Source organism: Oryzifoliimicrobium ureilyticum (assembly GCF_037199735.1).
GTDB classification, from domain to species: Bacteria; Pseudomonadota; Alphaproteobacteria; order Rhizobiales; family Rhizobiaceae; genus Rhizobium; species Rhizobium ureilyticus.
Window position 1 is genome coordinate 199,582 of record NZ_JBBBVQ010000004.1, and the last position, 23,178, is coordinate 222,759.

The 23,178-nt window shown below is 58.7% G+C and carries 21 protein-coding genes; 18 read left to right on the forward strand and 3 right to left on the reverse strand.

What is annotated here, in order from left to right:
- Positions 1-39: 39 nt before the first annotated feature.
- On the reverse strand, positions 40-951 hold the full coding sequence (locus VQ830_RS08225; protein WP_337267600.1) for a response regulator: 912 nt from the start codon (positions 949-951) through the stop codon (positions 40-42).
- Positions 944-4,327 (reverse strand): hybrid sensor histidine kinase/response regulator, encoded by a 3,384-nt coding sequence (locus VQ830_RS08230; RefSeq protein ID WP_337267601.1) that lies wholly within the window; start codon positions 4,325-4,327, stop codon positions 944-946. Before VQ830_RS08230 ends, VQ830_RS08225 begins: the two co-directional genes overlap by 8 nt.
- A 212-nt stretch (positions 4,328-4,539) precedes the next feature.
- Here VQ830_RS08230 and urtA point away from each other — a divergent pair, with 212 nt between their 5' ends.
- The 18 genes from urtA to aidB all read left to right on the forward strand — a co-directional run bounded on the left by urtA (position 4,540) and on the right by aidB (position 19,812).
- On the forward strand, positions 4,540-5,835 hold the full coding sequence (urtA, locus tag VQ830_RS08235; RefSeq protein WP_337267602.1) for an urea ABC transporter substrate-binding protein: 1,296 nt from the start codon (positions 4,540-4,542) through the stop codon (positions 5,833-5,835).
- A 139-nt stretch (positions 5,836-5,974) separates the two neighbouring features.
- Complete coding sequence (gene urtB, locus VQ830_RS08240) at positions 5,975-7,591, forward strand: urea ABC transporter permease subunit UrtB (RefSeq protein WP_337267603.1); 1,617 nt, start codon at positions 5,975-5,977, stop codon at positions 7,589-7,591.
- Entirely contained in the window at positions 7,588-8,745 is a 1,158-nt protein-coding gene (gene urtC, locus VQ830_RS08245) for an urea ABC transporter permease subunit UrtC (protein WP_438617485.1), read from the forward strand. The genes urtB and urtC overlap by 4 nt, the downstream gene beginning before the upstream one ends.
- A gap of 6 nt (positions 8,746-8,751) precedes the next feature.
- Complete coding sequence (urtD, locus tag VQ830_RS08250; RefSeq protein WP_337267604.1) at positions 8,752-9,507, forward strand: urea ABC transporter ATP-binding protein UrtD; 756 nt, start codon at positions 8,752-8,754, stop codon at positions 9,505-9,507.
- A gap of 51 nt (positions 9,508-9,558) precedes the next feature.
- The gene (gene urtE, locus VQ830_RS08255) at positions 9,559-10,254 is read left to right on the forward strand and encodes an urea ABC transporter ATP-binding subunit UrtE (RefSeq protein WP_337267605.1); all 696 of its coding nucleotides are present in this window, start codon (positions 9,559-9,561) and stop codon (positions 10,252-10,254) included.
- Positions 10,255-10,439: 185 nt separating this feature from the next.
- A complete protein-coding gene (locus VQ830_RS08260; protein ID WP_337267691.1) occupies positions 10,440-11,261 on the forward strand; it encodes an urease accessory protein UreD in 822 nt (273 codons plus the stop codon).
- 99 nt (positions 11,262-11,360) lie between these two features.
- A complete protein-coding gene (locus VQ830_RS08265; RefSeq protein ID WP_034503828.1) occupies positions 11,361-11,663 on the forward strand; it encodes an urease subunit gamma in 303 nt (100 codons plus the stop codon).
- A 13-nt stretch (positions 11,664-11,676) separates the two neighbouring features.
- Positions 11,677-11,982, forward strand: a complete 306-nt coding sequence (locus tag VQ830_RS08270; RefSeq protein ID WP_337267606.1) for an urease subunit beta — start codon at positions 11,677-11,679, stop codon at positions 11,980-11,982.
- On the forward strand, positions 11,982-12,338 hold the full coding sequence (locus VQ830_RS08275) for a GFA family protein (RefSeq protein WP_337267607.1): 357 nt from the start codon (positions 11,982-11,984) through the stop codon (positions 12,336-12,338). Before VQ830_RS08270 ends, VQ830_RS08275 begins: the two co-directional genes overlap by 1 nt.
- On the forward strand, positions 12,335-12,766 hold the full coding sequence (locus VQ830_RS08280) for a lysozyme inhibitor LprI family protein (protein WP_337267608.1): 432 nt from the start codon (positions 12,335-12,337) through the stop codon (positions 12,764-12,766). Before VQ830_RS08275 ends, VQ830_RS08280 begins: the two co-directional genes overlap by 4 nt.
- Before the next feature lie 56 nt (positions 12,767-12,822).
- The gene (ureC, locus tag VQ830_RS08285) at positions 12,823-14,532 is read left to right on the forward strand and encodes an urease subunit alpha (protein WP_337267609.1); all 1,710 of its coding nucleotides are present in this window, start codon (positions 12,823-12,825) and stop codon (positions 14,530-14,532) included.
- A gap of 161 nt (positions 14,533-14,693) precedes the next feature.
- Positions 14,694-15,461, forward strand: a complete 768-nt coding sequence (locus VQ830_RS08290; RefSeq protein ID WP_337267610.1) for an alpha/beta hydrolase family protein — start codon at positions 14,694-14,696, stop codon at positions 15,459-15,461.
- Positions 15,462-15,528: 67 nt separating this feature from the next.
- Positions 15,529-16,200 (forward strand): TIGR02117 family protein, encoded by a 672-nt coding sequence (locus VQ830_RS08295; RefSeq protein ID WP_337267692.1) that lies wholly within the window; start codon positions 15,529-15,531, stop codon positions 16,198-16,200.
- Positions 16,201-16,212: 12 nt separating this feature from the next.
- Entirely contained in the window at positions 16,213-16,725 is a 513-nt protein-coding gene (gene ureE, locus VQ830_RS08300; protein ID WP_337267611.1) for an urease accessory protein UreE, read from the forward strand.
- A 16-nt stretch (positions 16,726-16,741) separates the two neighbouring features.
- Positions 16,742-17,416 (forward strand): urease accessory protein UreF, encoded by a 675-nt coding sequence (locus VQ830_RS08305; RefSeq protein ID WP_337267693.1) that lies wholly within the window; start codon positions 16,742-16,744, stop codon positions 17,414-17,416.
- A 298-nt stretch (positions 17,417-17,714) separates the two neighbouring features.
- A complete protein-coding gene (ureG, locus tag VQ830_RS08310; RefSeq protein ID WP_337267612.1) occupies positions 17,715-18,326 on the forward strand; it encodes an urease accessory protein UreG in 612 nt (203 codons plus the stop codon).
- A gap of 63 nt (positions 18,327-18,389) precedes the next feature.
- The gene (locus VQ830_RS08315) at positions 18,390-18,881 is read left to right on the forward strand and encodes a hypothetical protein (protein WP_337267613.1); all 492 of its coding nucleotides are present in this window, start codon (positions 18,390-18,392) and stop codon (positions 18,879-18,881) included.
- Positions 18,882-18,999: 118 nt separating this feature from the next.
- Positions 19,000-19,812 (forward strand): AidB family quorum-quenching N-acyl homoserine lactonase, encoded by an 813-nt coding sequence (gene aidB, locus VQ830_RS08320; RefSeq protein ID WP_337267694.1) that lies wholly within the window; start codon positions 19,000-19,002, stop codon positions 19,810-19,812.
- A gap of 72 nt (positions 19,813-19,884) precedes the next feature.
- On the opposite strand, the gene VQ830_RS08325 is transcribed toward aidB, so the two are convergent.
- Complete coding sequence (locus tag VQ830_RS08325; protein WP_337267614.1) at positions 19,885-23,169, reverse strand: efflux RND transporter permease subunit; 3,285 nt, start codon at positions 23,167-23,169, stop codon at positions 19,885-19,887.
- Positions 23,170-23,178: the final 9 nt, after the last annotated feature.

The window sequence follows — 23,178 nt, forward strand, 5'->3', positions numbered from 1 at the left end:
GCGATCGCTATCTTAAAGTGATTGAAGCTGATCGTGTATTTATATCTCGTGAAGCACGTTTGCCGCTTTGACGGCGGCAGAGGCGCGGTTCTCGACCCCCAGCTTCACGTAGATCTGTTCCAGGTGCTTGTTGACTGTCCGCGCCGACAGGCCAAGGATTTCGCCGATATCTCGGTTTGCCTTGCCTTTTGCGATCCAGACCAGCACTTCGGACTCGCGCTGCGTCAGGCCGAAATGCTGGCGAAGCAATTCATCGCCGCTCATGCGGCTCGCCGCCGTCAGGCGAAAGAGATGCTCATCGGGGCCAATCGTGCCGAGGAAGGCGAGCTGTAGACCCGTCTGGCCCACGGGTGCAATGGGAATGGCTGGATCGCGCCCTTGGCGCCCGCGTTCGACCATCCAGTTCGCGATGTGACTTGCTACCAGCTCCATGCCGTCGTCGCGCCCCACAGCGGCGTTCACGAGGCGGGCTGCCTGTGGGGTTGACCATTGGATCGTCCCATCGCTCCGGACGGCAAGAAGGTGGCGGCCGGCCGCATCGAGCGCAACCCGCGCACTTTGGGCAGATCTTGCATTGCGCAGATGAACGCGAATGCGAGCGCGCAGTTCATCGATATTGATGGGCTTCGTCAGATAATCGACGCCGCCCGATTCCAGTGCGTGGACGACATGTTCCGTTTCGGTGAGGCCTGTCATGAAGACGACCGGAACGGGAGCAAGTGCCGGGTTTGCTTTCAAGCGGCGGCAGGTTTCAAAGCCGTCCATCGTCGGCATGACGGCATCGAGCAGGATGATGTCCGGGGTAATGCGTTCGACAATGCCGAGCGCCGCCGTTCCCGACGTCGCGATCAACACCGAAAAACCGGATTGTTCCAGCGCGTCGGTCAGAAACCCGAGCGCTTCGGGCGAGTCGTCGACGAGAAGAACGATATCGCGGGGTGTGTCAGCCAAGGGTGTCCGCCTTTTGCTCGAAGCGCTGCAGGAAAGCCGTGGCGCCGGCCAGATCGAACGCGCTGACGAGGGCGCGTAGCGCGTCCGTAAACGGCTTGTTCGTCTCCTCGCGCGCAAGTTCGTCCAGCTTGGCCTCGATGCCGCGGACATAGCCGATTTCGGTCAGGCCGATCAACTCCCTGATATGGGCGGCGCCCGGGCTTTTCAGCTGCTGGCGCGCTGGCACGGATACGGGTGTTCCATCGTCATAGGTCCATTCAAGCTTCAGGTGGAGAGAAAGCTTATCGCGGAGCTGACGAATATCCACCGGCTTGCCAATGGCATCGTCATGGCTGCCGTCATTGCCGCCGCCGGCCGCTCCCGCTTCGCCGATATTGGCCGAAAGCATGAGAATGGGACTGGTCTCTCCGGCCTCGCGCAGCCGGGAGGCAAGCTGCCAGCCGCTCATGCCTGGCATTGAGATATCGAGAAGGAAGAGGTCGGGCTTGATGCCCTCGATCAGCGTCAGGCATTCCGCGCCGCCTGCCGCTGTCAACACGACGAAATCAAGCGGCGTCAGGATTTCGCGCATCATTTCGCGGTGATCTTCATTATCGTCCACCACGACGATGGTGCGGCGCGCGCCCTTGTAGCCGGTGATGCGGCGCTCCTGCGGCGGAGCAGCCGGGCGTGACACGGCCGACAGCATCAGCCGCACACGGAATGTGGATCCCTTGTCCTTCTCACTCTCAACGGTAATTTCGCCGCCCAGCGTGTTGGTGAGAAGTCGTGTAATCGTCAGGCCTAGGCCCAGGCCTGGCAAAGGGCGCGCGCTTTCAGCTTCACCGCGCTGGAAGGGCTCGTATATGCGCGGCAAATCCTTTTCGCCGATACCGCGCCCCGTGTCGGAAATTGTGAAGGTTGCGACCTGGCTGCGATAGGCAACGTCGAAGCCGACCGTGCCTGCATCGGTGAATTTGATGGCATTGGACAGGAGGTTGACGAGAATTTGTCGCAGCCGCTTTTCGTCCGTTCGCACATATTGCGGCAAGCTGGCAGTGCGTTCATGGTTGAAGACAAGGCCTTTGGCCAGCGCCTGCGGGCGGAACATGTCGACGATCTGATCCAGAAAATCCTGAATGTTGATTTCGTTGGAATAGACCTGCAGGCGGCCGGCCTCGATCTTCGAGATATCCAGCAGCCCGTCGATGAGGCCGGAGAGATGCTCTGCCGAACGGCGAATGACCTTGATCGAGGACTGGCGCGGCTGTGGGATCGTCTCGTCCCGCTCCAGGATCTGCGCATAGCCCAAAACGGCGTTAAGCGGCGTGCGAAGCTCATGGCTGAGCCCAACCACATAACGGCTCTTGGCGCGATTGGCAGCCTCCGCGGTCTCCTTGGCCTTTTGCAGAGCGGAGTCCGTTTTCTTGTGCGCCGCGATTTCCTTGAGCAGGAGCGTATTCTGCCGGGACGATTCTTCTTCGGCGACGACGCGGCTGTCATGGGCCAGCACATAGAACCAGCAGACGACGCCGGAGATGATGGCGAAGACGAAAAAGACGATGAGGATGGTGCGATTGACGACGTCGGCCGTTTGCGGGGAGGCAGCACCGACCTGGTGGGCTATTGCAGCGAGAATGAGCCCCATAGCCGTAAGCGCAATAGCAACAGCAATCGCGTAACGCCCAAGGCGCGTGGTCAGCTTGGCGATGACTGTTTCAGGCAAAAGCCGGCGCGCCACGGTGCCGACTTGCGTGTTCAGTCTTGCTTTCGGCTTGCACATGTCGTGGCAGCGGCTGTCGAGCGAGCAACAGAGCGAGCAGATGGGCGCGGCATAGGCAGGACACCAGGCCATATCCTCCGGCTCAAAATCATGTTCGCAGACCGAGCAGGTGATCGTGGCGCTGAGCTTCCAGCTTTGCCTCGGCTTGCGGGCGAGGTAATACTTGCCCTTGGTCGCCCAGGCGATGGTGGGCGATGCAATGAAGGCAACGGCGAGTGTCATGAACGGGGCCAGCGAGGCGGCAATGGTCCCGAAAGCGCCGAAATGGGCCGTCAGCGCCACGGCCGCGGACAGCGTCATTGCGCCAAGCCCGACGGGATTGATGTCGTAAAGATGCGCGCGCTTGAATTCGATACCGGGCGGGGCAAGACCCAGCGGCTTGTTGATGAGAAGATCTGCCGAAACAGTGCAGAGCCAAGCCATCGCAATGATGGAAAAGACGCCGAGCGTTTCCTCCAGCAGGCGATAGATGCCAAGCTCCATCAAGAGAAGGGCGATAGCCACGTTGAAAATCAGCCAGACGACGCGTCCGGGATGGCTATGGGTGAGCCGCGAAAAGAAATTCGACCATGCCAAGGAGCCCGCATAGGCGTTCATGACGTTGATCTTGAGCTGCGAAACGATGACGAACGCAGCCATCAGGCCAAGCGCGGCGTTCTGCCAGGGGATCATGTAGCCGAACGCAGCCAGATACATTTCAGAGGGGTCGGCGGCTCGATCGATCGGCACACCTGACGACAAGGTCAGGACGACAAGAAAAGAGCCGGCGATCAGCTTCGGTGCGCCGATGATGACCCAGCCAGGCCCGGCAAGGAAGATGGCCAGCCGATGGCGCCAGTTCCGGCGCTTTTCCGGCGGCAGGAAGCGCAGGAAATCGGCCTGCTCGCCGATCTGCGACATCAGGGCAAGGATCACGGCGGAGGCGGCGCCGAACTGCAGGAGATCGAACGGAGCCGGACCCGTCGACATTTCGTTCATGTGAAGAAGCCCGGCAAAGCTTAGCCATTCATGGAACTTGCCGGGATCAGAGAAGGCAATAAAGATGAAGGGCAGGATGTTCAGGACGATCCAGAACGGCTGGGTAATGATCTGGAAGCGGCTGATGAGGCGCACGCCATGGGTGACCAGCGGAATGACCATGACCGCGCTGACGATATAACCGATCCAAAGTGGAATGCCAAAGGTCAGCTCCAAGGCGCCCGACATGATCGATGCCTCGATGGCAAAAAGCATGAAGGTGAAGCTCGCATAGATCAGCGAGGTGACCGTGGAGCCTATGTAGCCGAAGCTTGCGCCACGTGTCAGAAGGTCGATATCGACGCCGTGGCGGATGGCGTAACGGCTGATTGGAAAGCCGACGGCGAGCATGGCAAGCGCAGCCACAAGGATGGCGAGAACAGCATTGGTCGTGCCATAGGACAAGGTGATGACGCCGCCGATCGCCTCCAGCGCCAGAAAGGAAATCGCGCCGATCGCCGTGTGCGAGATGCGGCTTGCCGAAAAGCGTCGCGCGCTCTTGGCCGTGAAGCGCAGCGCATAATCTTCAAGCGTCTGGTTCGCGACCCACCGATTATATTCACGCCGGATTGGAATGATGCGCTGCCGTGCGGCCATGCCTGTTCTTGCCCCGCGGTTTTACCGCATGTCCCTCATTTTCTCTGCCTATCACGGAAGCTCATGCCGCTTAAGTGCATGATCTGCACATTTCGCCCCGCCATCTACGTCAATCTACGTATGTGGTTTTGAAATGCAGCGCCGGATAGTGCCCTCAGCAACAGCAAATTCCGTTGCGGGTCGATCAAAGACCATAAAGAGGGGATTATCGGATGACATTGAAATCCAAAATTACCGGAGCCGTTCTCGGCGCTGCCATGGCAGCCTCGGCGGCTTTCCACGGGGCATATGCGGCAGACGATACGATCAAGGTCGGTATCCTGCACTCGCTTTCCGGCACCATGGCAATTTCCGAAACCACGCTGAAAGACGCCATGCTGATGCTCATCGACGAGCAGAACAAGAAGGGCGGTCTGCTCGGTAAGAAGCTGGAGGCCGTCGTAGTCGATCCGGCTTCCGACTGGCCGCTCTTTGCCGAAAAGGCACGCGAACTGATCCAGAAGGATCATGTTGCTGCCGTCTTCGGATGCTGGACTTCGTCCTCGCGCAAATCCGTTCTGCCTGTTTTCGAAGAGCTGAATTCGCTGCTGTTCTACCCGGTCCAGTATGAAGGCGAAGAATCCTCGCGCAACATCATCTATACGGGCGCAGCGCCAAACCAGCAGGCCATTCCAGCTGTCGACTACTTGCTCGAAAAGGAAGGCGTGAAGCGCTTCGTGCTTGAAGGCACCGACTACGTTTATCCGCGCACGACCAACAAGATCCTGGAAGCCTACCTCCAGACGAAGGGTATTCCGAAGGAAGACATCCTCATCAACTATACGCCATTCGGTTTCTCCGATTGGCAGACGGAAGTCTCCAAGATCAAGCAGTTCGGCTCGGCCGGCAAGAAGACGGCTGTCGTCTCGACGATCAACGGCGATGCGAACGTTCCATTCTATAAGGAACTCGGAAACCAGGGCATCAAGGCAACGGATATCCCCGTGGTTGCCTTCTCTGTCGGTGAAGAAGAGCTTGCCGGTCTCGATACCAAGCCGCTCGTCGGCCATCTTGCTGCATGGAACTACTTCGAGTCCGTCGATACGCCGGCCAACAAGAAGTTCATCAAGGAATGGCACGCTTTCACCAAGAACGACAAGCGCGTGACCAATGACCCGATGGAAGCTGCCTATATCGGCTTCAATGCCTGGGTGAAGGCTGTTCAGGCTGCCGGCACGACCGACACCGATAAAGTTCTCGACAGCATCATCGGCGTGACTGTGCCGAACCTGTCGGGCGGCTATGCTACCGTTATGCCGAACCACCACATCACCAAGCCTGTCCTGATCGGCGAAATCCAGGCGAATGGCCAGTTCGAAGTCGTCAAGGAAACCCCAGCTGTCGTCGGCGACGAATGGTCCGATTATCTGCCGGACTCCAAGGATCTAATCTCCGATTGGCGCAAGCCGATGTCCTGCGGCAACTTCAATGTCGCAACCGGCAAGTGCGGCGGCAAGGGCGGCTCCTAAGGCCTTTTCTCTCCAACGATAATGTTTCGCCCGGCTCTTCGAGGCCGGGCGAAGCTCCTGAAGAACCCCGCGAAGTTCCTTCGCCGCTCGCAAGAGATCCGAACCGCCTGTAAAGGCGATGAGAGAGACGAGAAAGCCAATGCTGCGCGCCGTCCAAATCCTTTTGATCAGCTTCGTTCTCGCGCTCAGCGCCGCGGCGCTGCCGGCAAGGGCCGCCGAAGATATTCATGCGCTTGTCGATGCGCTCGGGCCTGGCGACTTCGATGCCCGTGCCGAAGCGATCAAGGCGCTGGTCGCCTCCAAGGATCCGCATGTCGGCGCAATCTTGCAGAACCTCAGCGATGGCAACCTCTACAGCAATCCTGAAGGTGGTCCTGTTCTTGTCAAAGGCGGCACGGATGACGAGCCGGTCTTCACTGACCCGATCACCGGTGAGACAGTCGCCGATGTCGATCCGGACAGCATGTCGAAGGTCAAGATCAACAACAGCTTGCGCGGCGTTATTGCGACCGCAACCAGTCAATTAACGCTTCTAAGCCCTGACCGCGGCGCCCGTCTTGCGGCAGCCCAAGGGCTTCTCAAGGATGCCGATCCCGCCAATTTGGAATTGCTGACAGGCGCACTCGCCAATGAGAAGGATGAGGAAGTTCGCAACACCATGGAGGCCGCCCGCGCTGTCATGGTGCTGAAGAGCGATCTTCCGGCCGACCAGAAGCAGGCGGCGATCGATACGATTGCCGAGAGAGGCGGGCGCAGTGCGCTGACGACATTGACGGCCGCTCTTTCGACCGCGCCCGCAGAATTGAAGCCCGCCATCGAAGCGCATATCAACTCCATCAATCGCAGCCTCGCGCTCTGGGATATCGCTCAGAACATCTGGTACGGCCTCTCGCTCGGCTCCGTATTGCTGCTTGCAGCCATCGGGCTTGCCATTACCTTCGGGGTTATGGGCGTCATCAACATGGCGCATGGCGAGATGGTGATGATCGGTGCCTATACGACCTATGTGGTGCAGCAGTATATCGCGACGGCGTATCCTGAAGTGGCCGATTATTCTCTGGCGCTTGCCGTGCCGGCTGCCTTTCTCTTTACCGGCTTTGTTGGTTTCATGCTGGAAAGGCTGGTCATTCGCCATCTTTACGGACGCCCGCTCGAGACGCTGCTCGCGACCTGGGGCGTATCGCTTATCTTGCAGCAGGCTGTACGCACGATATTCGGGCCGACCAATCGCGAGGTCAGCAATCCGAGCTGGATGTCCGGCATCTTCCAGGCAGGCGGTCTTGCGATCACCTGGAACAGGCTCTGGATCATAGCCTTTTCGCTTGCGGTCTTCTTCGCGCTGCTCTTCATTCTGAAGCGTTCAGCCTTTGGTCTGCAGATGCGTGCTGTCACCCAGAACCGCCGAATGGCCTCGTCCATGGGCATTCGCACTGGGTGGGTCGATGCCTTCACCTTTGCTCTCGGCTCAGGGATTGCCGGTATGGCAGGCGTTGCGCTCTCGCAAATCGATAACGTTTCGCCCAACCTTGGCCAGAGCTACATCATCGACAGCTTTATGGTTGTCGTGTTCGGCGGTGTCGGCAATCTCTGGGGCACGCTGGTCGGCGCTTTATCGCTTGGGGTCGTCAACAAGTTCCTCGAACCATTCGCAGGCGCCGTCCTCGGCAAGATCCTGGTGCTGGTTCTCATCATCCTGTTCATTCAAAAGCGTCCGCGCGGGCTCTTCGCGCTCAAGGGAAGGGCGGTGGAAGCATGATTACGGCTTTTCTCTTAAGGTCGCTCGACAGGCGGATCACCATTGCAGTCTTCCTGCTTCTGGCCGCGGCCGTGCTGGTGCCGGTTCTGAACCTTGCAATGCCTGCGTCCAGCCCGCTTCATGTCCCAACCTACATCATGTCGCTGTTCGGCAAGTACCTGACTTATGCCCTGCTGGCGCTGGCGCTTGATCTCGTCTGGGGTTTTTGCGGCATTCTCTCGCTGGGGCATGGCGCATTTTTTGCGCTCGGCGGTTACGCGATGGGCATGTACCTGATGCGCCAGATCGGCTCGCGCGGCGTCTATGGAAATCCGCTTTTGCCGGATTTCATGGTCTTCCTGAACTGGGAGAAACTGCCCTGGTTCTGGTATGGGTTCGATCAGTTCTGGTTCGCCGCGCTGATGATCTTTGTGGTGCCGGGCCTTCTTGCCTTCATCTTCGGCTGGTTCGCCTTCCGCTCGCGCGTCAATGGCGTTTATCTGTCGATCATCACGCAGGCCATGACTTATGCGCTCATGCTGGCCTTCTTCCGCAACGATATGGGCTTCGGCGGCAATAACGGGATGACGGATTTCAAGGACATCCTTGGCTTCAACATACAGGCCGAAGGAACACGCGCCGTGCTCTTTGCGCTCAGCGCGATCATGCTGGCGCTCTCGCTCATCCTTGCCTCTGCAATCGTCCGCTCGAAGTTCGGAAAGGTCCTGGTGGGCGTTCGCGATGCCGAAAGCCGCACGCGCTTCCTCGGCTACCGTGTCGAGCATTTCAAACTCTTCACCTTCGTCGTTTCCGCCATGATGGCCGGAATTGCAGGCGCGCTCTACGTGCCGCAGGTCGGCATCATCAATCCCGGCGAATTCGCGCCGGCAAACTCGATCGAGGTCGTCATCTGGACCGCCGTCGGTGGGCGCGGCACGCTCATCGGCCCGATCCTCGGGGCGATTCTCGTCAACGGCGGCAAGACCGTCTTTACGGGTCTTTTCCCCGATTACTGGCTCTTTGCCCTTGGCGGTCTCTTCGTTGCCGTCACGCTGTTTCTGCCGAAGGGCATCGTCGGAACCTTGTCTTCCGCCAAAAGACGCAAGACCGTGCGCGATGTGCCGCCCGACCAACGTGAAGACGGCGTCACCGCCAAGATCCAGCCCGCGGAGTAGTGCGCCATGATCCCTGATACCAAACCCAACAGCGTGCTCTACCTCAACAACGTCTCGGTGTCCTTCGATGGTTTCAAGGCCCTCAACTCTTTGTCGATGGTCATCGAACCGGGAGAGTTGCGCGCCATCATCGGTCCGAACGGGGCCGGCAAGACGACGATGATGGACATCATCACCGGCAAGACACGGCCTGACGAGGGCGAAGTTTTCTTCAATGGCGCCGTTGACCTGACCCGCATGGACGAGGCCGAGATCGCCCAACTCGGCATTGGACGGAAGTTTCAAAAGCCGACCGTGTTCGAAAGCCATACGGTCTGGGACAATCTCGAATTGGCGCTGAATCGGCGCCGCGGCGTGTTCTCGACGCTCTTTTATAGATTGTCCGGCGAGGACCGCGACCGCATCGAGGAAATCCTGGAGACTGTGCGACTGACCCATCGGGCCGAGGAGCTCGCCGCCAATCTTTCCCACGGCCAGAAACAGTGGCTTGAGATCGGAATGCTGCTGGCGCAGGAGCCAAAGCTTCTTCTCGTCGATGAGCCCGTAGCCGGTATGACGGATGCCGAAACGACGGAGACGGCGATCCTGCTCAAGGACATTGCCAAGAGCCGCTCTGTCGTCGTCGTTGAGCACGACATGGGCTTCATCCGAGATCTCGGCGTGAAAGTGACATGCCTGGCAGAAGGCTCGGTTCTTGCCGAGGGCTCCATCGATTTTGTTTCAAACGATGCCAAAGTCATCGAGAATTACCTGGGGCGGTGAAGATGAGGGACGCTTTGGTTACGACGCTTCTCATTGTTGGAAAGGCCTCACATGCTTACCGTTGAAAACGCCAATCTCCATTATGGCGCGGCGCAGGCGCTGAGGGGAATTTCGATTGCGGCTGAGGCGGGCAAGATCACCTGCGTTCTTGGCCGCAATGGTGTCGGCAAGAGTTCGCTCTTGCGCGCTGTCACGGGCCAGCATCCTTTGTCGGCCGGGCGTGTCAGCTTTAATGGCAAGGCGCTCGATGGCATGGCGCCTTACCAAAGGGCCAAGCTTGGCATTGGCTATGTGCCGCAGGGCAGGGAGATTTTCCCGCTTCTGACGGTGAAGGAAAATCTGGAAACGGGCTATGCGCCGCTTGCGCGCCGTGAACGCCGGATTCCTGAGGATATCTTCAGTCTGTTTCCGGTTCTGCACAGCATGTTGGCGCGGCGTGGGGGTGACCTGTCCGGCGGCCAGCAGCAACAGCTCGCAATCGGCCGAGCGATGGTCACGCGCCCAAAAATCCTCGTGCTTGACGAGCCGACCGAAGGCATCCAGCCCTCGATTATCAAGGATATCGGCCGGGCAATCCGCTATTTGAGGGACTCGACCGGGATGGCGATCTTGCTGGTGGAGCAATATCTCGATTTCTGCCGGGAACTTGCCGATCATGTCTATATCATGGATCGGGGCGAAATCGTTCATGAGGGCGCGGCGGAAACGCTCGATACGCCTGCGGCACGCCGCCATTTGACGGTATAGTGGAACTGATGACAAAGCAGGCAGATGGCGGTTATCTGTGCAGGAGAGAACCGCCTGTCGTCGTTTGTTGCAATCGGCTCCGACGATCGAATGACGGCACAGGAATTGCTTGAGCCATGGCGGTAGGGATAGATGTAATGAACGGGGCGCCGCCAATGCCACGACTCGAGATGAATCTTATTCAGATGCAACCACCGATCGCATCGACGCGCCCGCAGCGCGCCGAGGGGCGAGGCCATCTTGCCGTCAAGGCACGTGATGGCCAAAGCCGTATCGATGAACTCTATCAGGAGGGGGCTGCCAAAATCCGGCTGCCTGCAACTTTCGATGGTTCTATGGAGGCCGTGATCATCAATACGGCCGGTGGACTGACGGGCGGCGATCAGATGACATGGAGCGTGGAGGCAGGCCCCGGCACGCGTGTCGACGTTACCACCCAGGCTTGCGAGAAGATCTACAAGGCATCGGCCGGTACGGCGGAAATTTCGACCCTGCTCAAGGTCGGCGCGGGGGCCCGGCTGGACTGGCTGCCGCAAGAAACCATCCTTTTCGAACGCGCCTCGCTGGCACGCCGGCTTGAGGTCGATCTGGACGAGACCGCGGAATTTCTGGCTGTTGAGGCTGTTCTGCTGGGCCGCAAGGCCATGGGCGAGCGTATGAACAATGGCCTGTTTCGCGACCGCTGGCGCGTGCGTCGAAACGGTCGGCTCATCCATGCGGAAGAACTGAAGCTCAACGGGGAGATTGGGATCTTGTCCGATCTTGCGCCGGTGCTGGGCGGAAAAGTCGCTTTTGCTACGGTTCTTTATGCTGGTCATTTGGCTGAAGCTTATCTTGAAAGAATTCGTCCTTTAATTGAAGGTCATGCTGCGGGGGCGAGTGCCTGGAATGACAAGTTTGTGCTTCGCCTAACGGCGGAAGACGGGTTTGCCTTAAGAAAAATTTTGATCCCGCTCATTTCGCTCTTGCGTAACGGCGCGCCTGTGCCGAAAGTCTGGAGCCTGTAGTAAAGGTGTTCGATCACCTGCCACATTGCGCTGATAAGAATTTGACGAAGGCGTGCACCACTCGGCGCGTATCTATGTTCGATATAAAATGGATAGACGATGAATCTGACTCCGAGAGAAAAAGACAAGCTGTTGATCTCCATGGCCGCCATGGTGGCGCGCCGCCGGCTTGAGCGCGGCGTCAAGCTGAACCACCCGGAGGCGATTGCGCTCATCACCGATTTCGTCGTTGAAGGTGCGCGCGATGGTCGCCCGGTCGCGGAGCTGATGGAGGCTGGCGCGCATGTCATTACCCGCGATCAGGTTATGGAGGGTATTGCCGAGATGATCCACGACGTACAGGTCGAAGCAACCTTTCCCGACGGCACGAAGCTTGTGACTGTCCACGAACCGATCCGCTGAAGAGGCCAGGCCAATGATCCCAGGTGAAGTCATTCCACTTGCAGGTGAGATCGAGTTGAATGTCGGGCGCCCGACCTTGACGATCGACGTGTCGAATACGGGCGACAGGCCGGTGCAGGTCGGCAGCCACTATCATTTCTACGAAACGAATGCCGGGCTTTCCTTCGACCGCGAGCAGACCCGCGGCATGCGGCTCGACATTCCAGCTGGCACGGCCGTTCGTTTTGAGCCAGGCCAGACACGCTCGGTGACGTTGATTCCGCTTTCGGGGGGGCGAGCCGTCTATGGGTTCCGGCAACAGGTTATGGGGAGGCTTTAATGACTGTTTCTCACTACAAGGGGGGCTGCCAGTGCGGCGCCGTCACGTTCGAAGCCGATGTCGATCTGGACAAGACCGTCGCCTGCAATTGCTCGCGCTGCCGCCGTCTGGGCTCCGTGCTTGCCTTTGCGCCGGAAAGCGATTTTCACCTCATTTCGGGTGAGGAGAACCTCAGCGAATATCTTTTCAACAAGAAGGCGATCCATCACCTATTCTGCAAAACCTGCGGGATCGAGAGCTTTGCCCGCGCCGAGCGGCCGGATGGCGTCCGCATGATCGCGGTGAATGCCAATTGCCTCGATGGCGTCGATGCCCGTGCGCTTTCTCCAAAGCATTACGATGGGGCTTCGGTGTGAGAGCAGCAAGCATCGTTATGGTTGCGGCCATGCTGCTGTTTTCGGGCACGATGGCGACACCAGCATCAGCCCAGCAGCCAAAGGCCATCGATTGCACCAATGCCGTCAACCAGATGGAAATGGGTTATTGCGCCGAAAAAGACTTCCAGGCTGCCGATTCCAAGCTGAATGAATATTGGAAGCCGGCACGCCAGGCCGCCATTGCCCGCGATCAAGAATTGCAGGGGGACGACAAGGGGGCGGAGAAAGCCCTTCTGGCAGCGCAGCGGGCCTGGATCGCTTATCGCGACGCAACCTGTGTGGCCGAAGGTTTTGCCATGCGCGACGGAAGCGCCGAGGATATGACGGTATCGATGTGCAAGACGAGGCTCACGCAGCAGAGAACCAAAGACCTCAAAGCTTACGCCGACAGTCTGAAACAAAAATAGCGGTCAGATCCGCTGGCAGTCAGCCGCGCCGGAACCAATTTCGGGAGTAAATCGTCATGTCCTATAAGATATCCCGTGCCGCCTATGCCGGCATGTTTGGCCCTACCACCGGCGACAAGGTGAGGCTGGCCGATACGGAACTCTTCATCGAGGTGGAGAAGGATTTCACCACCTATGGCGAGGAAGTGAAGTTTGGCGGCGGCAAGGTGATCCGCGACGGCATGGGCCAGTCCCAGGCGACGCGGGCCGAAGGCGCTGTCGATACCGTCATCACCAATGCTTTGATCGTCGACCACACCGGCATTTACAAAGCCGATGTCGGCCTGAAGAACGGCCGCATCCACGCCATTGGTAAGGCAGGCAATCCCGATACGCAGCCTGGTGTCACCATCATCGTTGGACCCTCGACCGAGGCAATCGCCGGCGAAGGCAGGATCCTGACGGCCGGTGGCATGGATGCGCATATCCACTACATCTGCCCGCAGCAGATCGAAGAAGCGCTGATGTCTGGCATCACCTGCATGCTGGGCGGGGGCACGGGGCCTGCCCATGGCACGCTCGCCACCACCTGCACCGGGGCATGGCACATCGAGCGGATGATCGAAAGCTTCGACGCTTTCCCGATGAACCTGGCGCTCGCCGGCAAGGGCAATGCCTCGCTGCCAGCCCCGCTTGAAGAAATGATCCTCGCCGGAGCCTCCAGCCTGAAGCTGCACGAGGATTGGGGCACGACGCCGGCCGCCATCGACAATTGCCTGTCGGTCGCCGATGCCTTTGACGTTCAAGTGATGATCCATACCGATACGCTGAACGAAAGCGGTTTTGTGGAAGACACCGTGGCAGCGCTGAAGGGCCGCACCATCCACGCCTTCCATACCGAAGGGGCAGGCGGGGGGCACGCGCCCGACATCATCAAGGTGTGCGGCCAGCCAAACGTCATTCCCTCCTCCACCAATCCAACGCGGCCCTATACGGTCAACACCATTGCCGAACATCTCGACATGCTGATGGTGTGCCACCACCTGTCGCCGTCGATCCCGGAGGATATTGCCTTTGCAGAAAGCCGTATCCGCAAGGAAACCATTGCGGCGGAAGATATCCTGCACGATATCGGTGCTTTTTCGATCATCTCATCCGACAGCCAGGCCATGGGCCGTGTTGGCGAAGTAGCGATCCGCACCTGGCAGACAGCCGACAAGATGAAACGTCAGCGCGGCCGCCTGAAGGATGAGACTGGCGACAACGACAATTTCCGCGTTCGCCGCTACATTGCCAAGTACACGATCAATCCCGCGATCGCCCATGGCGTTTCGCATGAAATCGGCTCTGTCGAGGTCGGAAAGCGCGCCGACCTGGTGCTCTGGAATCCGGCCTTCTTTGGCGTAAAGCCTGAGATGATCCTCTTGGGCGGCTCGATCGCGGCCGCTCCGATGGGCGATCCGAACGCCTCGATCCCAACGCCGCAGCCAATGCATTATCGTCCAATGTTTGCCGCTTACGGCAAGCTGCGCACCAACTCCTCAGTGACCTTCGTCAGCCAAGCGTCGCTTGATGGCGGGCTTGCACAACGCCTCGGCGTCGCCAAGAAGCTTGTCGCCGTCAAGAATACCCGCGGCGGCATTTCCAAGGCGTCGATGGTGCATAACAGCCTGACCCCACAGATCGAGGTCGACCCGGAAACCTACGAGGTACGGGCAGATGGCGAGTTGCTGACCTGCGAGCCGGCAACAGTCCTGCCGATGGCGCAGCGCTATTTCCTGTTTTGATAGGAATTGGCCAGTCAGAGGCGTTTAATTGCTCTCCTGATGACGCAACACTGCTCCCGGTGGTGTTGCTTCTGGAGACCTTAACTTTGATTTTACGTATCTATTTCAAGTTTCACATTGACCATAATGTCTTTTAAGCCCCATTTACCGGACAGATTTTCATGTCGCTGCAAGTATTTCAAAGCTATTGCTACGAGGCCGATGCTCTCGTTTATTGGCCTGCAACCGAGCCTAAGGGCGGGATCGTTTGTCTTCACGGCTCCGAGGGCGGCAGTATCATGGTTCATCATATTCAGGCCGCACTTTTTGCAGCAAATGGCTTTGCTGCCATGGCGAAGAGCTACACCGAGAACGACCCTGAATATTATACTCGGCCTGATATCATCGACGTTCCACTGGATGTAGTGGAGCAAGCGCTTCTGGAAATGAAAAAGCTTATGGCGGAATATGGATGTGGTGCGGGGCTTTTCGGTCACTCCCGAGGCGCTGAACTTTCCCTCCTACTCGCGCAGCTTCTTGCTGAGGACCAATCTCCGGCCCTTCCAGACGCAATCGCCGTGCATGCCGTCCAAGACGTTATCCATGGTGCCTATATCGTCGACAATCATAGGTATGGCAAAGAATACAATATTGAGACCGCTCATCCTGCTTGGCTTTGGCGCGGCTCTTCTAAGCGGACGAGACCGGGGCTGGCGCTTAAGCCCGAACTCTTTCCGAACCCAATCTTCATCGCGCACGGTGTCGAAGACGAACTCTGGGATGTCGAATTTGCAAGATGCCTCGTATCAAGGCTTGAAACGGCAGGCCATGCTGTGGAGGCTCATTTCTTTGAGGATGAAGGTCATACCTTCGGACCAGGGCGAAACCGCGAGCTTGAACTGGTGCTGGATTTCTTCTCGCGACACCTAATGAAGGCGATGTCGCCTTGATGACCTCAAACGCCGCGACATTTCCGTTTGTGGAGCCCGTCGGCACGAACCGGGATAAGTTTCGGTGCTGAAGATTTTTCTGCGCACCGTCCTGGCCCTCGTCCTTGCTTTTTTTGTGGCGGTTGCGGCGGGAACGCTCATTCCGCGACCGTTCTTTGCCGAGCGGCCTCAGGCAGCGCGGGGGCAGGAGCGTCATATCCTGTTGCTGTCGAACCCGATCCATACCGATATCGCCATTCCGCTCAATGCCGATACGCGGGCGATATTTCGGTTTCTCGATGGATTTGGCGTGCCGGTTTTAGATCCGCAGGCGCAATGGTTGATTGTCGGGTGGGGCGGTCGTGCCTTTTACTTGGAAACGCCAACCTGGGCCGATTTGAAAGCCGGGCCGCTCTTTCGCGCGCTGACCATCGATCGATCCGTGCTGCATGTGGATGTGGCGGGCGCAATCGATGAGAGCCATCCGGCCGTCTCTGTGTTGACGATCGATGAGGCCGGTTTTGCGCGGCTTTCTGCTTATGTGACAAGAAGTTTTACCCAGCAGACCGGCAGTGTCTCCGTCATTGAGGGCCGAAGCTACGGGCAGACCGACCGGTTTTTCGAGGCTGCCGGATCGTTCAATGCGCTGTTCGGATGCAACACCTGGACGGCCCATGCGCTGCGCGAGACTGGATTGCGCACTGGCCTCTGGAATCCTTTGCCGCAGACGCTTAGGCTATCTCTTCATATGTTCAATTAATCGGAGTTCCTAATGCAGCACGTCCATTCCTATCGTCCCGCCGGCAGTGTTGCGGAAGAGCCGATCGATACGGTGACCTTGCCGCATGATCTGCGCCACCTGCGGCGCAAGCTTTTGCACCTGGAAGGCGGGGGTATGGTGATGCTCGACCTGAAGGAGCCGGTGCTTCTGGCGCATGGCGACCGGCTGGTGCTGGATAATGGCGACACGATCGAAATTCGCGCGGCAGCCGAGAAACTCTTCGAGATCCGCCCGCGCAACAACCTGCATCTGATCGAACTTGCCTGGCATCTCGGCAACCGCCATCTGGCGGCGCAGATCGAGGAGGGACGCATCCTGATCCTGCGCGATCATGTGATCCGTTCCATGCTGCAAGGTCTTGGCGCCGAAGTGCTCGACGTCGAAGAACCGTTCCAGCCGGCAAGGGGCGCTTATCATTCGCATGGCGGTCATGCTCATCATCACGGGCACGACCATGACCACCATCATGACGGACATGGGCATGACCACGGCCATAGCCACTAAAAGCGATCAGGATGACATGACCGGTGCTGTCGATGAAACGCAGGCGCTGCTGAGGCTGATGGCTTGGCTGTCGCCCGCTTTTCCGATCGGATCATTCGCCTATTCCGGCGGGTTGGAGCGGGCTGTGCATGACAGGCTGGTACAGGATGCGGACAGCCTGCGCGTCTGGATCGAAACGCTTTTGCGGCATGGTAGCGTCTGGAACGATGCTGTGCTGCTTGCAGAAAGCCACCGTTCCGCTGGTGATGAAGTGCGGCTCGGCGAAGCAGCGGCGCTTGCCGAGGCTTTGGCTGGCGGGCGTGAGCGCCATCAGGAAACCATGCTGCTGGGCGCTGGCTTTCTCACATCCGCGCGTGCCTGGCCATCGCCGGTCTTCGACCGGCTGCCGCAAAAATGCGCCTATCCCGTCGCGGTCGGCGCGGTTGCCGGGGCGCACGGCGTGCCTTTGACGGCGGCGCTTGCCGCCTATTTGCATGCTTATGTCTCGCAGGCGGTCTCGGCGGGCATCCGGCTTAGTACTTCCGGGCAAAAGGATGGACTTTTTATTGTCGCGGGTCTTGAGCCTGTAATTGGAGAACTGGCCGAGCGGGCAGCAAACTCGACCCTCGACGATCTTGGCTCGTCCGCCATTGAAGCGGATATTGCGACGCTGCGGCATGAGGTTCAGCCGGTTCGGCTGTTTCGCTCTTGAGGTTGTTGTTTACGAGGGAAAGACCCCTCCGCACGAGGGGGAGGGGCTTAATCCGGCGCACCGTCTTTTTATGCTCGACTGCCTGGAGCATGCAGGCATGTTGACATCCGCAGACGGCCTTTTTTGTTTGACAAGAAGGACTTCCCGCACCGGCGTTCTTCTACAACTGGAACGTCCTCCAAAGCTGCTCGAAGAAGTGTGAGCGGCGCGAAAAGTTCAGCTCTTTTCCCTTGTGAAGACCGGTTCCGCAGGCGTATCCTGTTGTTGAAACAATGAATTGATGCCCGGAGCCTCCACTATGAAATCAGCAAACGGTCCCCTTCGTATCGGCATCGGTGGCCCGGTCGGTTCCGGCAAGACGGCGTTGACGGAAAAGCTCTGCAAAGCAATGCGCGAGGAATATTCCGTCGCAGTCGTGACCAACGATATCTACACGACGGAAGACGCCGAGGCGCTGACGCGCATGCAGGCGCTGACCTCGGACCGGATCGTCGGCGTGGAAACCGGCGGCTGCCCGCACACGGCCATTCGCGAGGACGCGACGATCAACCTTCAGGCCATTGCCGGCCTGACCGAGCGCATTCCCGACCTTGATGTCGTCTTCATCGAGTCCGGTGGCGACAATCTGGCGGCGACTTTTTCGCCCGATCTTGCAGATCTCACGATCTACGTGATCTCCGTCTGCCAGGGCGAGGAGATCCCACGCAAAGGCGGCCCCGGCATCACCAAATCCGATCTTCTTGTCATCAACAAAAAGGACCTTGCGCCCTTCGTCGACGTCGATCTTGAGGTGATGGAGCGCGATGCGAACCGCATGCGCACAGCCCGTCCCTTTGTCTTTTCGGATATGAAGCGCGGCGAGGGCGTCGGCTCTATCGTGTCCTTTATCAAGGAGCATGGCGGGCTCTGACCCGCTGCACCAGCACTCCGGTTTAAATCAGTATAACCCTGTCCCAATAGCCCTGGTTATCCCATGCTCCGTTTTGCCTTCCTCTTGCTGGTCTCATCCGTTGTTCCCGCCGCCGCTGCGCCGGCTTTCAAACATTACCAGAACGAACGTTTCGGTTTTTCCGTCGATATTCCCGCTGATTACAAGATCGTGGTCGACCCTGCTAACGGCGACGGACTCGCTCTTGCCAGCCCGGATGGCTCTGCCAATCTTACCGTTTCTGCTGGTCACATATTCGTCACTGATGAGGCTCAAACTTTCCCCCAGGAGGTGGCTTCCTCTCATGAATTTTGGACTAAAAAGGGATGGAAGATTACCTATAAGAAGCTCGGTGCTTCCTGGGCGAATTATTCTGGGCGAAAGGGAGATCGTATTCTTTACGCCAGGGTTATTGCTTATTGCGGTGATCTCGAAGGAACTTTCGAGCTCGATTATCCGGCTGCACAGCAGAAGCGTTATGAGCCGATCATTGCACGGCTGAACCGCACGCTGAAGGCGCCGAAACAGTGCCCATAGGCTCCCTCTTTTGCCTGAGCTGACGATGCATAGCGGGACTTGCCTAGCCGTATATAGACGCCGCAGCCGATGAGGTGGCAACAGTGTGGTTTGATGCAGGAGGCTAACTTTGACAGGAATGACACGCCGTTTCGGGCCCTATGAGGTTACCATTCTTGTGGATGGCGTTTTTGAAGCCAAGACCGAACTCCTCATGCATCGTAAGAGCGCGGCTGCTCTCAAACCTGTTCTCGACGCCTTGGGAAGCGACAGCGTCGTGTTCGACGTCAATTGTTTTCTTCTGACAGGGCCGGACGGCCTCATGCTTGTCGATAGCGGATGTGGGACGGCGTGGGGGCCGAATTTCGGTAAGGCGCGGGGCCTTCTGGCGGAGATGGAGATAGATCCGGCCAAGGTGAAACAGGTTTTACTGACCCATATCCATACCGATCATGCCCTTGGTTTGTTCGAGCGCGAGGACGCGTTCTTTCCCGCAGCGGAAATCCTCGTTCCCGAAAGGGACTTTGCGTTCTTCACCGATGAGGCCGAGCGTGAGCGCCTTCCGGAGGCGCGCCGCGGCGGTTTTGCTCTCGCGCGCCGCTTGACGCAAACCTATGCCGGACGATTTCGATTGATTGGCGAAGGGAGTGTTGCCGAAGGGATCGAGGCGATTTCCTTGCCGGGGCACACACCGGGTCAAATGGGCTTTCGCATTGGCACGGGAGGCGAGCGGCTGATGATCTGGGCAGATGCCTTGCATCTCGCCGATCTTCAGCCGGCCGATCCCGATATTTGCCTTGTCTTCGATCTCGATACCGACACGGCTGCGCAGACGCGCCGTAGTCTGCTCGCTTCACTGGCGCAAAACGGCGATATTGCCGCTGGTGCGCATGTGTCTGGTTTTAACCGTGTCGAGCTGGCCGGCGAGAACTTTCGGCTGGCCCGGGTCTGAGCGGCGACCACAATCTACGATGCATCTGACGGGGCAAGACGGATTAGGGCGTGATGCCTTCCCTACGCCGCCTTACTCGGCGGCATAGGGCGGTGGCAGATGGCCGCCCGACCGGGAATGGCGCTCGCCTTCCAGATTGTCGATGCGCTGGCTAAGGCCGTCCACGGCCTCCGTCAGTTCTTCGCGGCTCCTCGGCAGCAACTCTTCGTCTTTCTTGCCGATCAGACGGCCGAAAAGGAAGCCCAGCAGGCGCGAAAGGTCGTCCATGATGAGGAAGAAGGACGGCACGACGACGAGCGAGAGCACCGTCGAGACGATGATGCCGCCGATCACGGCGATTGCCATCGGCGCGCGGAAAGAGCCGCCTTCGCCGACACCAAGTGCCGAGGGAAGCATGCCGGCCGACATGGCAATCGACGTCATGATGATGGGGCGCGCACGTTTGCGGCCCGCCTCGATCATAGCCGCGACGCGCGCCATACCGTGGCGACGCATCTCGATCGCAAAATCCACCAGCAGAATGGCGTTTTTCGTCACGATGCCCATGAGCATCAGGATGCCGATCAGGACCGGCATGGAAAGCGGATTGTTGGTGACGAGGAGGCCGACCGCCACGCCACCGATGGCCAGCGGTAGCGAGAACAGGATCGTAAAGGGCTGGATGACGTTCTTGAAGAGCAGGATCAGCACGGTCAGAACCAGCATCAGGCCCAGCAGCATCGCATTGACGAAGCTCTGCTGCATTTCCTTTTGGACCTTGGTATCGCCGCTTTCTGCGAGGCGAACCGTGGATGGGATATGGGCGCTCTGCACGATCTCGCGGAAGCGCGCCGAAGCAGTGTCGAGCGCAACCCCCTGCGGCAGATCCGCACCGATCGCAACGACACGGTAGCGGTTGTTGCGCTTGATGGAACTCAGCCCTTCGGCATAATCGATATCGGCGACGGCCGACAAAGGCACGATGGCGCCGCTTGCCGTCTGGATCTTCAGGGCGCGGATCGCACCGAGATCTCGGCGCATCCCAAATGCCGCCTGTACGCGGATCGGGATCTGGCGGTCGTCAAGGCTGATCTTCGCCAGCGCTGCATCGACATCACCAATCGTTGCCACGCGAATGGTTTCGGAAATTTGTTGCGGCGTAATGCCGAGACGCGCGGCCTGGTCCTTGCGCGGACGGACCTGCAGTTCAGGCCGCGGCAGTGCGCCATCGGCGCTGACATTGGCCAGCACGGGATCGGCACGGAGCTTTGCCTCGAGGATGCCGACGGCTTGGTTCAGATCCTTTTCGCTGCGCGACAGGAAGTTGAAGGAAAGATCACGCTCACCACGATCGTTGAGCTTCAAAATACGCACGTCAGGCAGCGAGTGCAGACGAGCAAAGACTTCCTTTTCGATCTGCCATTGCGGCTTTTCACGGCCGGATGGCGGGACTTTCGGCAAGTATGGGCCAATCAGCGGAGTGGAGCCCAGAACGTCGTTGACGAGGCGCTTTAGGAGCGAATGATCGAGCTTTTGAAGATTGATCGTGACGGTGGCCCGCCGCAATTCAAGCTCGCCCTTCGGTGAAGCGCCACCGAGCACGAAGACATTTGCCACACCGTCGATGTCCTTGACCTTTTGATAGACGATGTCAGTCATCTGTTCGGTATCGGCCAGCCTTGCATTGGGCGGAAGCTCGGTGGAAAGCACGATGCGCGAGGCGTCCTCCGGCGGAAGGAAACTGCCGGGAACACGCGACAAGAGGGCGAGGGACCCAACGAGGAAAGCGATAGCTGCAAGAAGCGTTAAATAGCGTGCCCACCAGCGTCCGGTCGTGACGCGAACGAGGCCTGTATAGCCGCGCATGAAAATGCCGTCGTGATCGGCATGATCGTCCATCGCATCTTCGGCGCGCATGAGGTAGGCGGCCATCATCGGCGTGATGAGACGCGCAACCATCAGCGAGAAGAAGACGGAAAAGGCGACCGTCAGACCGAACTGGATAAAATATTGGCCGGGAATGCCCGGCATGAAGGAGACGGGAACGAAGACGGCGATGATCGTAAAGGTCGTTGCAATAACAGCAAGGCCGATTTCGTCCGCGGCCTCGATCGCGGCGCGATAGGGTGTTTTGCCCATCTTGATGTGGCGGGCGATGTTCTCGATTTCGACGATGGCATCGTCCACCAGGATACCGGTGGCGAGCGTCAAGGCGAGGAAGCTGACGAGATTGAGCGAAAAGCCCATCAAATCCATGATCCAGAAGGTCGGGATCGCGGACAAGGGCAGGGCAACAGCTGAAATGACCGTGGCGCGCCAGTTGCGCAGGAACAGGAAGACGACGATGACCGACAGGATCGCGCCTTCTATCAGCGTGTCCATGGCGGCCGTATAATTGCCAAAGGTGAAATAGACGGAGTCGTCGATCATTTCGATCGAGACCTTCGGATTTTCCGCCCGCACCTTATCGAGGCTCTGGCGAACGGTTTCGGCGACCGAGACTTCGCTTGCGCCTTTGGCGCGAAACACGGCGAAACTGACGACAGGCTTGCCGTTGAACTTCGAAAAGGACTTCGGCTCCTCATAGGTATCGCGGATCTGGCCGAGATCCGAGAGCTTGACGAAGCGGCCGTTCGTCAGCGCAATTGTGGTGTTCGACAGTTCCGTCACGTTGCGCGCATCGCCTAAAACGCGAATGGCCTGCTCGTTGCCGGCCACCTGGCCACGCCCTGATCCGAGGTCGATATTCGTGCTGCGCAGCTGCTGGTTCACGCTGGCAGCGGTGATGCCATAGGCGTTCAGCTTGTTCGGATCGAGCTCGATGCGCACTTCGCGATTTGCGCCGCCATAGCGATCGACGCGGCCAATGCCGATATTGCCCTGCAGTGCGCGCTTGACGGTATCGTCAACGAACCATGAGAGCTCTTCCAGCGTCATGTCAGGTGAGGAGACCGCAAAACTCTGGATCGCCTGACCCTCGACATCGACCTTGGCAACGATCGGCGCCTCGATATCGGAGGGCAGGTCGGAGCGAATACGGTCGATTGCGTCTTTCGTATCCTGCACAGCCTGCTGCGTCGGCACTTCCATGCGGAACATGACAGCCGTCAGAGATTGGCCGTCGGTCACGGTCGATTGAATTTCATCGATACCCGTGATCGACGCGACGGCGTCTTCGATCTTCTTCGTGACCTGCGTTTCAAGCTCGGCCGGCGAAGCGCCGCTCTGCGTGACGACGATCTGCACCAGAGGCACGTCGATATTCGGAAAACGCGTCACCGGCAGCCGGTGGAACGACTGGAGGCCGACCACCACCAGAAGCGCAAAAAGTAAAAGCGGCGCGACCGGATTTCGGATCGACCAGGCGGAAAAATTCATCTCGGCCGT

Coding starts and splice junctions, on each gene's coding strand:
- VQ830_RS08265 (WP_034503828.1), top strand. CDS start 11,361: ATGAATCTGACTCCGAGAGAAAAAGACAAGCTGTTGATCTCCATGGCC.
- urtE (WP_337267605.1), top strand. CDS start 9,559: ATGCTTACCGTTGAAAACGCCAATCTCCATTATGGCGCGGCGCAGGCG.
- VQ830_RS08305 (WP_337267693.1), top strand. CDS start 16,742: ATGACCGGTGCTGTCGATGAAACGCAGGCGCTGCTGAGGCTGATGGCT.
- VQ830_RS08275 (WP_337267607.1), top strand. CDS start 11,982: ATGACTGTTTCTCACTACAAGGGGGGCTGCCAGTGCGGCGCCGTCACG.
- VQ830_RS08290 (WP_337267610.1), top strand. CDS start 14,694: ATGTCGCTGCAAGTATTTCAAAGCTATTGCTACGAGGCCGATGCTCTC.
- urtA (WP_337267602.1), top strand. CDS start 4,540: ATGACATTGAAATCCAAAATTACCGGAGCCGTTCTCGGCGCTGCCATG.
- urtB (WP_337267603.1), top strand. CDS start 5,975: ATGCTGCGCGCCGTCCAAATCCTTTTGATCAGCTTCGTTCTCGCGCTC.
- VQ830_RS08325 (WP_337267614.1), bottom strand. CDS start 23,169: ATGAATTTTTCCGCCTGGTCGATCCGAAATCCGGTCGCGCCGCTTTTA.
- VQ830_RS08315 (WP_337267613.1), top strand. CDS start 18,390: ATGCTCCGTTTTGCCTTCCTCTTGCTGGTCTCATCCGTTGTTCCCGCC.
- urtC (WP_438617485.1), top strand. CDS start 7,588: ATGATTACGGCTTTTCTCTTAAGGTCGCTCGACAGGCGGATCACCATT.
- aidB (WP_337267694.1), top strand. CDS start 19,000: ATGACACGCCGTTTCGGGCCCTATGAGGTTACCATTCTTGTGGATGGC.
- VQ830_RS08230 (WP_337267601.1), bottom strand. CDS start 4,327: ATGGCCGCACGGCAGCGCATCATTCCAATCCGGCGTGAATATAATCGG.
- ureE (WP_337267611.1), top strand. CDS start 16,213: ATGCAGCACGTCCATTCCTATCGTCCCGCCGGCAGTGTTGCGGAAGAG.
- ureG (WP_337267612.1), top strand. CDS start 17,715: ATGAAATCAGCAAACGGTCCCCTTCGTATCGGCATCGGTGGCCCGGTC.
- urtD (WP_337267604.1), top strand. CDS start 8,752: ATGATCCCTGATACCAAACCCAACAGCGTGCTCTACCTCAACAACGTC.
- VQ830_RS08260 (WP_337267691.1), top strand. CDS start 10,440: ATGCAACCACCGATCGCATCGACGCGCCCGCAGCGCGCCGAGGGGCGA.
- ureC (WP_337267609.1), top strand. CDS start 12,823: ATGTCCTATAAGATATCCCGTGCCGCCTATGCCGGCATGTTTGGCCCT.
- VQ830_RS08270 (WP_337267606.1), top strand. CDS start 11,677: ATGATCCCAGGTGAAGTCATTCCACTTGCAGGTGAGATCGAGTTGAAT.